Origin of the sequence: Nocardiopsis sp. SBT366, assembly GCF_001083815.1 — a bacterium.
Taxonomy (GTDB): Bacteria; Actinomycetota; Actinomycetes; order Streptosporangiales; family Streptosporangiaceae; genus Nocardiopsis; species Nocardiopsis prasina.
Genome location: NZ_LAVM01000128.1, coordinates 1 through 10188 on the forward strand (window position 1 = coordinate 1; position 10188 = coordinate 10188).

11 protein-coding genes are annotated in these 10188 nt (G+C 69.4%); 4 read left to right on the forward strand and 7 right to left on the reverse strand.

The features are described 5' to 3' along the window. Positions 1-999 (reverse strand): LysR family transcriptional regulator (locus tag ADX84_RS24160; protein WP_049579586.1); only part of this gene is annotated, 999 nt, incomplete at its 3' end. 131 nt (positions 1000-1130) lie between these two features. On the opposite strand from ADX84_RS24160, the gene ADX84_RS24165 reads away from it, so the two are divergent. Genes ADX84_RS24165 through ADX84_RS24175 form a run of 3 tightly spaced genes read left to right on the forward strand, consistent with a single transcriptional unit; the run spans position 1131 to position 4471 of the window. Further along, positions 1131-1781 carry a succinate dehydrogenase cytochrome b subunit gene (locus ADX84_RS24165; RefSeq protein WP_082206759.1) on the forward strand — a complete coding sequence of 217 codons (651 nt, stop codon included), beginning with the start codon at positions 1131-1133 and terminating at the stop codon, positions 1779-1781. Further along, positions 1782-3728 (forward strand): fumarate reductase/succinate dehydrogenase flavoprotein subunit, encoded by a 1947-nt coding sequence (locus ADX84_RS24170; RefSeq protein WP_049579567.1) that lies wholly within the window; start codon positions 1782-1784, stop codon positions 3726-3728. It begins immediately after the preceding gene. After that, positions 3725-4471 carry a succinate dehydrogenase/fumarate reductase iron-sulfur subunit gene (locus ADX84_RS24175; RefSeq protein WP_017542195.1) on the forward strand — a complete coding sequence of 249 codons (747 nt, stop codon included), beginning with the start codon at positions 3725-3727 and terminating at the stop codon, positions 4469-4471. Before ADX84_RS24170 ends, ADX84_RS24175 begins: the two co-directional genes overlap by 4 nt. A 64-nt stretch (positions 4472-4535) precedes the next feature. Here ADX84_RS24175 and ADX84_RS24180 read toward each other — a convergent pair whose 3' ends face one another. From ADX84_RS24180 to ADX84_RS24205, 6 genes are all read right to left on the reverse strand, one after another. Then, positions 4536-5111 carry an ATP-binding protein gene (locus tag ADX84_RS24180; RefSeq protein WP_049579570.1) on the reverse strand — a complete coding sequence of 192 codons (576 nt, stop codon included), beginning with the start codon at positions 5109-5111 and terminating at the stop codon, positions 4536-4538. 29 nt (positions 5112-5140) lie between these two features. Then, positions 5141-5782: an N-acetyltransferase gene (locus tag ADX84_RS24185; RefSeq protein ID WP_049579573.1), complete on the reverse strand. Its 642-nt coding sequence runs from the start codon at positions 5780-5782 to the stop codon at positions 5141-5143. A 102-nt stretch (positions 5783-5884) separates the two neighbouring features. Further along, the gene (locus ADX84_RS24190) at positions 5885-6520 is read right to left on the reverse strand and encodes an N-acetyltransferase (protein ID WP_049579575.1); all 636 of its coding nucleotides are present in this window, start codon (positions 6518-6520) and stop codon (positions 5885-5887) included. A gap of 52 nt (positions 6521-6572) precedes the next feature. Further along, the gene (locus tag ADX84_RS24195; protein ID WP_049579578.1) at positions 6573-7280 is read right to left on the reverse strand and encodes an RNA methyltransferase; all 708 of its coding nucleotides are present in this window, start codon (positions 7278-7280) and stop codon (positions 6573-6575) included. 62 nt (positions 7281-7342) lie between these two features. Next, positions 7343-7741 carry a hypothetical protein gene (locus ADX84_RS24200; RefSeq protein WP_049579580.1) on the reverse strand — a complete coding sequence of 133 codons (399 nt, stop codon included), beginning with the start codon at positions 7739-7741 and terminating at the stop codon, positions 7343-7345. Between the two features lie 50 nt (positions 7742-7791). Beyond that, the gene (locus tag ADX84_RS24205; protein WP_049579581.1) at positions 7792-8169 is read right to left on the reverse strand and encodes a DUF3054 domain-containing protein; all 378 of its coding nucleotides are present in this window, start codon (positions 8167-8169) and stop codon (positions 7792-7794) included. A gap of 364 nt (positions 8170-8533) precedes the next feature. Here ADX84_RS24205 and ADX84_RS24210 point away from each other — a divergent pair, with 364 nt between their 5' ends. Further along, positions 8534-10132, forward strand: a complete 1599-nt coding sequence (locus ADX84_RS24210; protein ID WP_199776692.1) for a kinase — start codon at positions 8534-8536, stop codon at positions 10130-10132. Positions 10133-10188: the final 56 nt, after the last annotated feature.

The window sequence follows — 10188 nt, forward strand, 5'->3', positions numbered from 1 at the left end:
CTCCCACCCACGGTCCTGTTCCCGACCCTCCCACCGGCGTTCCTGCTCGGGATCGCCCGCGTCGGCGGCGGAGATCAACACCTCCAGGTCCGGCCCCAGGTCCTCCGGCGACATCGCCAACAGGTACTCGTTGAGGTGGCGGCGGAAGGCCTCCGCCGAGTGGGAGGGCTCCACGTCCTTGCGCCTGGCCAACGCCACCGTGCGCAGCAGCCTCGGCCGGGCCAGCGGTGTCCCCCTCAACCCCGGACGGTTGCGCAGCACCATGCTCGGCACCACCGCCAGGCCCAGCCCCGCCTCCACGAACCGCAGCACGGCGTCCATCTCACCGCCCTCCACAGCGAGGTCCGGCTCGAAACCGGACGCACGGCACGCACGCAACGTGGCCTCGCGGACGTCGTAACCCCGCCGGAACATCACCAGCGGCCTGTGCTCCAGCTCCGTGATGCGGATCGACGCCCGCCCGTTGGGGGAGGGGCGCGAGGTCGGGCTGGCCACCACCAGGTTCTCCCTCAGGATCGGGGTGGTCGAGAAGTCCGGGTCGCTGCTGTGCAGTGGCAGGATGATCAGGGCCAGGTCCAGTTCCCCCCTCCCCAGATCCCGGATGAGGTCGCGGGAACCGCTCTCCTCCACGTGGAGTTCGATCCCGGGGAAGCGCGTGTGGAAGTCCGAGAGCACGTCGGCCAGCAGCCCCGCGCACAACGACGGGGTCGCCCCCAACCGCACGCGTCCCCGCCGCACTCCAGCCAGCTCCGCCACCTCCCGGCGGGCCGTCTCCAGGTCGGTGAGGATGCGCTGGGCCAGCGGAAGGAGCGCCTCACCAGCGGGTGTGAGTGTGATGTTTCCCCGAGCACGACTGAATAACGGCGCACCCAACTCGCGCTCAAGGCTCCGGATCTGTTTGCTCAAACTCGGCTGGGCGACGCGAGAAAGCTCTGCTGCGCGGGTGAAATGGCGGGTGCGGGCGACAGCGACGAAGTAGGCCAGCTGTTGGAACTGCATGGTCCATAGCCTACGGCTATCGACACCAGGGTCCCGATGACTTGGACGTCAGACTCAACTCGAATTTAGAGTGGCAGGCTGTGGCGAACAGTACCTTGACCAAGAAGCGGTCTACGGCCTACGGGTCCACGGTGGCGCTCAAGTCAGCAATGGCGGCCTCCGGTGCGATCCTTGTGCTGTATTTGATCGCGCACATGTACGGCAACCTGAAGGTCTTCGCGGGCCAGGAGGCCTTCGACGGCTACGCGCACTCACTACGTGAGATCGGGTACCCGCTCCTTCCCGAGAGCGGTTTCCTCTGGATCTTCCGGATCGTGCTCCTCGCGAGCATCCTGATCCACATCTACTCCGCCGCGGTTCTGACGATCCGCGCGCGCAACGCCCGTGAGCAGCGCTACGTGGTGCAGAAGCGGGTCCAGCGGACCTACTCCTCCTACACCATGCGCTGGGGCGGTGTGCTGATCGCGCTCTTCGTGATCTTCCACATCCTCCACCTCACGGTCAACGTCGTCGCACCCGGCGGCAAGTCCGACAGTCCCTTCGAACGACTGGTGAACGGGTTCCAGCCCGAGTTCTGGTTCGTGACCCTGTTCTACGTCCTGGCCGTCATCGCCGTGGGATTCCACCTGCGGCACGGCATCTGGAGTGGCATGGCCACCCTCGGCGTCAACAAGGCCAGCCGCCAGAGCAAGATCAACGCCGTCGCCGTGGCGATCGCGCTGGTCGTGACGGTCGGCTTCCTGCTTCCGCCCCTGGCGGTCACCTTTGGACTGGTGAAGTAAATGCCTGAGAACGACCTCTACATCGAGGGCGCCCCGATCCGCGACGAGAAGGCGCCCGAGGGTCCGATCAACGAGCGCTGGGACCAGCGCCGTTTCTCGGCCAAGCTGGTCAACCCCGCGAACCGGCGCAAGCTCTCCGTCATCATCGTCGGCACCGGTCTGGCCGGTGCGGCCGCCGCGGCCACGATGGGCGAGGCTGGCTACAACGTCATCTCGTTCTGTTACCAGGACAGCCCCCGCCGCGCGCACTCCATCGCCGCGCAGGGTGGCATCAACGCCGCGAAGAACTACCGCAACGACGGCGACAGCATCCACCGCCTGTTCTACGACACGGTCAAGGGCGGTGACTTCCGCTCCCGTGAGTCGAACGTCTACCGCCTGGCCCAGACCAGTGTCGAGATCATCGACCAGTGCGTGGCCCAGGGCGTGCCGTTCGCCCGTGAGTACGGCGGTCTGCTCGACAACCGTTCCTTCGGTGGCGTGCAGGTGTCCCGCACGTTCTACGCGCGCGGCCAGACGGGACAGCAGCTGCTGATCGGCGCCTACCAGGCGCAGGAGCGGCAGATCGCGGCGGGCACCGTTCAGATGAACACCCGCCACGAGATGCTCGAGGTCATCGTCGCCGACGGCAAGGCGCGCGGCATCATCGCCCGCGACATGGTCACCGGCGAGATCGAGACGCACTTCGCCGACGCCGTGGTCCTGGCCACCGGCGGCTACGGCAACGTGTTCTTCCTGTCGACCAACGCCATGGGCTCCAACGTCACCGCCGCGTGGCGTGCCCACCGCAAGGGCGCGCACTTCGCGAACCCCTGCTACACGCAGATCCACCCGACCTGCATCCCGGTCAGCGGCGACTACCAGTCCAAGCTGACCCTGATGAGCGAGTCGCTGCGTAACGACGGCCGGATCTGGGTTCCCAAGGAGGGCGGCGACGCCCGGGACCCGCGCCAGATCCCCGAGGACGAGCGCGACTACTACCTGGAGCGCATCTACCCGGCGTTCGGCAACCTGGTGCCGCGTGACATCGCGTCCCGCGCCGCCAAGAACGTCTGCGACGAGGGCCGCGGTGTCGGTCCCGGCGGTCTGGGCGTCTACCTGGACTTCGCCGACGCGATCGCGCGCCTGGGCAGGGACGCCGTCGAGGCCAAGTACGGCAACCTGTTCGACATGTACCAGCGCATCACCGGCGAGAACCCGTACGAGGTTCCGATGCGCATCTACCCCGCGGTGCACTACACCATGGGTGGTCTGTGGGTCGACTACGACCTCCAGAGCAGCATCCCGGGCCTGTTCGTGACCGGTGAGGCCAACTTCTCCGACCACGGCGCCAACCGCCTGGGCGCCAGCGCGCTGATGCAGGGTCTGGCGGACGGCTACTTCGTCCTGCCGAACACCATCAACGACTACCTGGCCGCGGGCCCGTTCGAGAAGCTGGACGAGAGCCACCCCGACGCCGTCAAGGCGAAGGAGGAGGTCACCTCCCGCATCGACAAGCTGCTCTCCATCAACGGTTCCCGCACCGTCGACTCCTTCCACAAGGAGCTCGGCCACATCATGTGGGACTACTGCGGCATGGAGCGCAACGAGGAGGGTCTGCGCAAGGCGATCGAGCTCATCCGTGAGCTGCGCGCCGAGTTCTGGCGCGACGTCAAGGTGCTGGGCACGAACGAGGAGCTCAACCAGGCTCTGGAGAAGGCCAACCGCGTGGCCGACTTCCTGGAGCTGGGCGAGCTCATGTGCATCGACGCCCTGCACCGCCGTGAGTCGTGCGGCGGCCACTTCCGCGCCGAGAGCCAGACCGAGGACGGCGAGGCCCTGCGACACGACGACGAGTTCGCCTACGTCGCCGCGTGGGAGTTCGGTGGCGTTGACAGCAAGCCCGTGCTCCACAAGGAAGCCCTGGAGTACGAGTACGTCGAGATGAAGCAGCGGAGCTACAAGTGAACATCACCCTGCGCGTTTGGCGCCAGAAGGGCCGTGACGACGAAGGCCGGATGGTCACGTACAAGCTCACGGACGTCTCGCCGGACATGTCCTTCCTGGAGATGCTCGACGTCCTCAACGAGAAGCTCACTCTCGAGAACGAGGACCCGGTCGCCTTCGACCACGACTGCCGTGAGGGCATCTGTGGTGCCTGTGGCGTCGTGATCGACGGCGAGGCCCACGGCCCGGAGGTCACCACCACCTGCCAGCTGCACATGCGCAGCTTCAACGACGGCGACACCATCACGGTGGAGCCGTGGCGGGCCAAGGCCTTCCCGGTCGTGAAGGACCTGGTCGTGGACCGCGGGTCGTTCGACCGCATCATCCAGGCGGGCGGCTTCATCAGCGCCCCCACGGGTACCGCGCCGGACGCCCACGCCAACCCGATCCCGAAGCCGGACGCCGACCGCGCGTTCGACGCCGCGACCTGCATCGGTTGCGGCGCCTGCGTGGCGGCCTGCCCGAACGCCTCCGGCATGCTGTTCACCGCCGCGAAGGTCACCCACCTCGGCATGCTCCCGCAGGGGCAGCCGGAGCGGGCCTCGCGCGTGGTGAAGATGATCAACCAGCACGACCACGAGGACTTCGGCGGCTGCACCAACATCGGTGAGTGCGCGGCGGTCTGCCCCAAGGGCATCCCGCTGGACACCATCTCGCAGCTCAACCGCGATCTGCTGGGTTCGCTCAGCAAGGGCGTCGGCTAGGACCGAGCGTCAGCCCGGAACGGGCCGCACCTTTCGGGGTGCGGCCCGTTCCGCGTTCACCCGCCTATTCGCTCAGGCGCCGGAGCGGTTCGGCTTCTTCCTCGACGATCCGCTGCGCGATTCCGCGCACCCGAAGGGTGCGCAGGTGCTCCAGGGCCCTCTCCACGTTGGTTTCCAGGGCCTCGGCCGAGTCCAGTACCAGCCGTTCGTCCGTCCACGGACCCAGACCAGCCCGACGCGCGGGGAGCGAGTCCCAGACGGGTTCGGGGAAACCGGGAAGGTCGCGTTGCCTGCCCTCCAGTCTGCGCCGGTGCAGGTCGGGGTCGGAGCAGACCACCTCGATCCAGGCCAGGGGCAGACCCCTGCGCTCGGCCAGCCCGCGCCACTGTTCACGGGCCTGTTCAACGTCGTTCACGGCGTCCACGACCACGGTCTGGCCCAGTGCCAGGACATCGGCGGCCATCGCCTCCACGACCACGTAGGCGGCCAGTCCGGTGGGTTCCTCACGACTGATCCCCGCACGCCAAAGCGCGGATTCGACGGGATCGACCGAAAGAACCGGCGCGGCCAGGCGCCGACCGAGCCCCTCGGCCACGGTGCTCTTGCCGGAGCCGGGCAGCCCGGCCATCGCGATGAGCATGCCTCCCACCCTTCCGACCCCGCAGACGCTCAGACGGCCGGGCGCAGCATGCAGTAGGTGGAGGGGAACGACGGGTCGTTGATCGCGCGGATCACCCGGAAGTCGTACTTCTCGTAGTAGCCGATGTTGGCCGAGTTCATGGTCTCCAGGTAGACCGGAACCCCGTCGGCGTCAGCCTGGGCCAGGCCCGCGCGCAGCAGTCGTGAACCCACACCGGTCCCGCGCGCCACGGGGGCGGTGCCCAGCACCGACAGGTACCAGTGCGCCTCCTCGGGCGCCGAGGCCCGGAGTTCGCCCAGGTACCGGACGATCTCCGGCAGGCGGGCCAGACCGACCAGCTCGAGCCAGTGCGGCAGGGAGCGCAGCACCACGGGCAGCCGTTCACCGGACGCCTCCGGCGGGGTCCACAGGGCGGCCCCGCGCACCACCGGGGGACGCGCCCGGTCCTCCTTGACCTCGTACACCGTGGTGTGGCCGTCCGGGATGCTTCCGAACCCGGCGATCAGCGCGAAGGCACGGGCGCTCTGGGCCATTCGGCGGTGGTCGTCCGGGAAGACCCAGCGGAAGAAGGGGTCGTTGTGGAAGGCCCGGCTCAGGACCCGGGCCACCCCGGGGACGTCGTTCATGGTGGCGGTGCGGACCGACTCGACCGTGGCGGCCATCGAGGTCATCTGCGCAGTCTCCCTCTTCCGGGGTCGTCACCGCCCATGCTAGATCACGGAAACATCACGGGTGGGCCGTTTTCCGGGAAGGGCCCACAGACGTCGCCGTAGTCAGGAAGCGGGTCGGAGCAGGAAGTAACTGGTGCCGACCCCCTCGTGCGGGACCTCGTGCACGCACCGGAAGCCGAAGTGCTCGTAGAAGGCGACGCTCTTGTCGTTGAGGGTCTGGGTGAAGACCGGCAGCCCCTGGGAGTCGGCCTGGTCCAGCCCGGCCGTGAGCAGCCCGCCAGCCAGCCCCGTGCCCGCCGAACTCGGGTCGACGCCCAGCGCGGCCAGGTACAGGTGGGGCTCCTGGGGAGCGGACATCTTCCACTCGGCGAAGATCCTGACGAAGGCGGCGAGCCGGGCACGGCCGATGAGCGGACCCCAGTGCGGCCAGGTGCGCACGGACACCATGGGGCCCTCGGGGTTGCTGGTGGGAAGGGCCCACAGCGCGGCGGCGCGGGTGACCGGCGCGGCCTCCGGCTCCTCGGTGAGCTCGGTGACCCGGGTGTCGCCCGCCGGGACGTAGCCGAACCCGGTGGTCAGGGCGAAGAACCGACGGACCTTGGCCATCCGCTGCTCGTCGTCGGGGAACAGCCAGCGGAAGAGGGGATCGTCGTGCAGCGAGCGGCTGAGCACCCGGGCCACCCCGGGCACGTCGTCGATGGTGGCGGGTCGGGCGGTGGAGGTGACGATCGGACTCATCCTGGCTACTTCCTGGTAGGGGGCGATCCGCTCATGCTAGATCACGAGAAAATCACGGACGTGGGGTGGTCGCACGGTCGGTCACCCGCTGATCGAACACATGCGCCCGCACCCAGGCGTGCATGGCCACGGCGGCGGCCGCGCCGGCGTTGATGGACCGGGTCGACCCGAACTGGGCGATCGAGAGCACCGCCGCGCACACCTCGCGGACCTCCTCGGACAGCCCCGGACCCTCCTGCCCGAACACCAGCACCGCGTTGCGTGGCAGCGGGTGGGTCTCCAGGGGGACCGCGCCGGGCAGGTTGTCCACCCCGACCAGCACGAGGTCGTGCTCGGCCGCCCAGGCCACCAGCGATTCCGTCTCCGGGTGGTGGTGCACGTGCTGGTACCGGTCGGTCACCATCGCCCCTCGGCGGTTCCAGCGCCGCTTGCCGACGATGTGCACGGCCGCGCAGCCGAAGGCGTTGGCGGTGCGCACCACCGAACCGATGTTGAAGTCGTGCGACCAGTTCTCCACCGCCACGTGGAACTCGTGCCGCACCGTGTCGAGGTCGGCCACGATCGCCTCGCGCCGCCAGTAGCGGTACTGGTCCACCACGTTGCGCCGGTCGCCGTTGGCCAGCAGTTCCGGGTCGTAGTGGTCGCCCTCGGGCCAGGGGCCCTCCCACGGGCCCACGCCCACCTCCCGTGCCTCGTCCTCCCCGGAGGAGTGCTCGACGGGGATCACGGTGGTGGCCTCGGTGGCGGGGTGCTCGTTCATCGCCTCCAGCTTACGAACCGCCCACGGCCACCCGAGCCGGTCACGGGGGCGCTCACGGGCTCCTACAGGTGGATGCCGCCGTGGAAGTCGCGGCCCTGGATCACCCTTGCCGACCCGCTCACGTCACCGTGGATCTGGTTGACGACAGAGCCCTCGCCCTCCTGGGCGATCTGGCCGACGTCCGCGCGGAGCTTCGCCAGGAGCCGCCCGATCTCCTGGTCCTCGCGTGCGGCCCGCTCCAGGTGCACGGAGACGGCCTCCACGGCCTTGGAGTCGTCCTGCTCCAACCTGAGGTCGTCCAGAGCCTCCTGAGCCTCCGGCTCGGAGCGGAACCGCTTGGTGACGGCCCTGTAGAGGGACCTGAAGGTCGTGACCACGCTCTCCCCGAGACCTTCACCGAGCTTGGTGGCCGAGGCGGTGGCGAGGGCGGCGACGATGGTGGCGGTGACGGGATCGGTCATGGGGGCTCCTGGAGGGTGCGGAGGCGCGCGTACGCCCCCAGTCTTCCCCCTCAGGCCGCCGTCTGTCGCTTCCTCCGGGACACCAGCAGGGCCACGGCGCGCCAACCGAGCATGGTCGCGGCAAGGAACAGCGAGGTCACCAGCACGAAGGACAGGGGAGCACCCTCGCCGCTGAGCAGGCGCAACGGCATGGCGCCCACGACGGTCACCGCCCACACCAGGACGCCGGTCGGCCAGATCCGGCCAGGAGAGCGCCATGCCAGGGTGACGACCCACCCGAGGGCCAGGGCGGCCAGGAACGGCCACGCGGTCGCGGCGACTTCGGCCGGACCCAGGCCGGTCGCGTGGTCGGTCTTGCCCACCACGACGAACACGAGCACGCAGAGCAGGTCGGCCAGCAGGGCCAGCAGCGGGGTGTACGAGCGCATACCCCCAGGCTAGACCCGCTTCGGGAACCCCTTCCGCCGGGGTTCCCGCGCCCGCCGGAAACCGAGGGTGACCAAACGAACCACCCCCGCACCGACCGCATCAGACTCCCGGAGACCCATACTGGTCCCGTCCTCCTGGTTCCCTCCTCCGACCGGAAGAACATCCCCCATGAACCCACCGCCTGGTCCCACCGCCGCCACTGCGCCCCTTGACCGCCACCGCCTGCCGCCCGGGGTCACCCGACCGGCCAAGGGTGACCCCGCCGTGGTCGGGAATCACCGTGTGATCGGTCGGATCTCCCGGAACGCGGCGGGCACGGCCCTGCTCGGCGTGGATGACACTGGTTCAGCCTCCGTGATCCGCGTGTTTCCCTCCCCTCTGGCCGACTCCCCAGAGGCACGCACCCGGCTGGAGGCGGAGTTCGACCGACTGGCCCGGGTGCGCTCCCTCTGCGCGGCCACCCACCGGAGCGCGGACGCCCGGGCCACCGAACCGTGGCTGGCCTCCTCGTACGCCCCCGGGCACACCCTCGCCGCGCACGTGGCCGAGCACGGTCCGCTGACCGGTGGCATGCTCACCGCCCTCGCCGCCGGACTCGCGGAGGCCCTTGCGGCGGGCCACGCGGTCGGGGCGCTCCACCTGGCCCTGGACCCGAGCAGGGTGATCCTGTCCCCGGAGGGTCCCCGGGTGGTGGATCTCGGGATCGCGCGCGCCACCGGCCGACCGATCTCCTCGCCGCGCTGGTCCGCCCCCGAGCAGCGCTCCGCGGATCCCGAGGAAGTGACCGGATACGCCGACGTATACGCCTGGGGCTCGCTGGTCCGGTTCGCGGCCACCGGTTGGGAGCCCTCCGGAGAGGCCACGGACGAACCGGAGATCGGTTCCGTGCCGTCGCACCTGGCCCCCCTCGTTCGACGCGCCCTGACGGAGACGCCCGAACAACGCCCCACCGCACTGGAGGTCCTCCGGGAACTCACCTCGGGGAAGGACCCGGCGACGGCGGTGTCCGCGCTCCTGGCCGCCGAGTGGACCGGGGTGACCGTCCCCGAACCTCGCAGAGCGGGTCGCGCAGGCAGGCCCGCGCTGCTCGCCGGGAGCGCCGCCGTGCTGGTGATCGCCCTGCTCGGCGGCTGGGCCGTGGTTCGTCCCGGCGCGGAGTCGGAGGGACCAGGCCCCACGGCTGCCGACGGCACTGCGGAGGGCACGGACGAGGTGGAACGGAGCGGACCGACCGTCGCCGTGGACCCCGAGGACATCGAAGCGGTGGTGGCCGAGGCGGTGGAACTCGCCTTGGGCGCGTCCAGCTTCACGACCTTCGACTACGCCTACGCCAACAGCGGCGGGGACTTCACTCCGTTCCACTACCTCTACTCCGAGGACCCCCGACCGGCGATGACCCGGGCCAGCTACCTGGGTCCCGTCGGGGGCGGGTTGCTCGCCCTGGGAGCGGATCTGGACGACTTCGTGCACTTCAGCGACGTCCCGGGCGCGACGACCGACAGTATCGAGCGTGTGTACTACCTTGACCCGGGACCGAACGCGGAGCGGCGGGGCGAGCCCCGGGAGGAGTGGGAGGCTCTGGTCCACTCACTGGAGGGCGTCCTCACGGCGCAGGACCCCGTTGTCCACGAAGGACTCGGCACCGTCGACGACGAGTACGTCCCCGTTGAACTGTCGGGTGAGGATCCCGCCGAGCGCGGAGGACACCACTACACCGGGACGTTCGTCCACACCTTCCAACGCACGACACACAGCGAACCGGTGGAGACGGACTTCGACCTGTGGATCTCCGAGGAGGGGTATCCGGTCCGGTTCCTGCTGGTGGGCCTGCCGGGAGAGGAGTTCGGTACCGACTCGGGCGAGCCCCTGACCCTCACCCACCAGACGGACTTCTTCCGCTTCGACCAGCTGGTGGAGATCACCATCCCCGAGGAGTCCGAGATCCACGAGACCCGCCCCTGACACGGCTCCCGACAGGACCGCAACGCCTCCTACACGAACCCGGGAACCTCCCCATG

Bases quoted from the DNA above. Each gene is read 5' to 3' on its own strand.
- ADX84_RS24200 (WP_049579580.1), bottom strand. From the start codon at position 7,741: ATGACCGATCCCGTCACCGCCACCATCGTCGCCGCCCTCGCCACCGCC.
- ADX84_RS24205 (WP_049579581.1), bottom strand. From the start codon at position 8,169: ATGCGCTCGTACACCCCGCTGCTGGCCCTGCTGGCCGACCTGCTCTGC.
- ADX84_RS24170 (WP_049579567.1), top strand. From the start codon at position 1,782: ATGCCTGAGAACGACCTCTACATCGAGGGCGCCCCGATCCGCGACGAG.
- ADX84_RS24195 (WP_049579578.1), bottom strand. From the start codon at position 7,280: ATGAACGAGCACCCCGCCACCGAGGCCACCACCGTGATCCCCGTCGAG.
- ADX84_RS24180 (WP_049579570.1), bottom strand. From the start codon at position 5,111: ATGCTCATCGCGATGGCCGGGCTGCCCGGCTCCGGCAAGAGCACCGTG.
- ADX84_RS24190 (WP_049579575.1), bottom strand. From the start codon at position 6,520: ATGAGTCCGATCGTCACCTCCACCGCCCGACCCGCCACCATCGACGAC.
- ADX84_RS24185 (WP_049579573.1), bottom strand. From the start codon at position 5,782: ATGACCTCGATGGCCGCCACGGTCGAGTCGGTCCGCACCGCCACCATG.